The following is a 746-nucleotide window of genomic DNA, read 5'->3' on the forward strand; positions in this document are numbered from 1 at the left end:
AGAGACTGTTAGTAGAGCGGAGGCGATAAAGTGCTGTATCGAAAAGTGCATCTAGTTCAATGAATGCAGGACTATGAAAGGTTCTATTCTGTTGTGCTTTCTTTTTTTTAAAAAAGTCAAACATTGAAAGAGCCTATGACAAAGTGATGTAAACAAACAAATCATTATATGGAGTAAAAATACTTTTTTGCTATAGTTTTGACAAAGAAAGAGCTTACTTTAAAACGATTTTAGCTTCTGTAGATCGTATCTTCAGCTTTTATTATTTGTTTAAAAACTTTCTCTTCCAATTATTGTATAATCTTTGAAGCAAATTTTATTTTTAAGTTGTTCAAATATAGGGTAATATTAGGTGGTTATGCTATTATACAGAATGGAAGGTGTTCCTCATACGTGATTTTTAGAGAGAAAAAAATATTGTTCATTCTATATTCACCTAAAAGAGATTATAAAATATCTATGAAAAAAGTTTTTTTGTTTCTAATGATAGCAGTTTTTCTAGATACAAATTCTGTTCGAGCTGCTGAATGTGCTAAAATTGGCAAAAAGCTTGCGACTCAAAAGAAGGCCGTTTTAGTACGTTCAACACCAGTTGTTCAGGAGGGAAGAGGTATATGTGTGGTTGTATTTGTAGTACCTGCTCGTGATGGGAAAAAACTGCACCGTGTTGAAATTTCAGTTCCCGCCGATTAGTTCTTGGCAGATGTTGTGATGCGTATCTTAATTGTTGAAGATGACCGGAATCT

At 33.0% G+C, this 746-nt stretch carries 1 protein-coding gene; it reads left to right on the forward strand.

The features are described 5' to 3' along the window. Positions 1 to 459 precede the first annotated feature (459 nt). Positions 460 to 693 (forward strand): hypothetical protein, encoded by a 234-nt coding sequence (locus ACFINZ_RS10660; RefSeq protein WP_034447405.1) that lies wholly within the window; start codon positions 460 to 462, stop codon positions 691 to 693. Positions 694 to 746: the final 53 nt, after the last annotated feature.

This window comes from Bartonella sp. AA81SXKL (genome assembly GCF_042196945.1).
Classification (GTDB): domain Bacteria; phylum Pseudomonadota; class Alphaproteobacteria; order Rhizobiales; family Rhizobiaceae; genus Bartonella.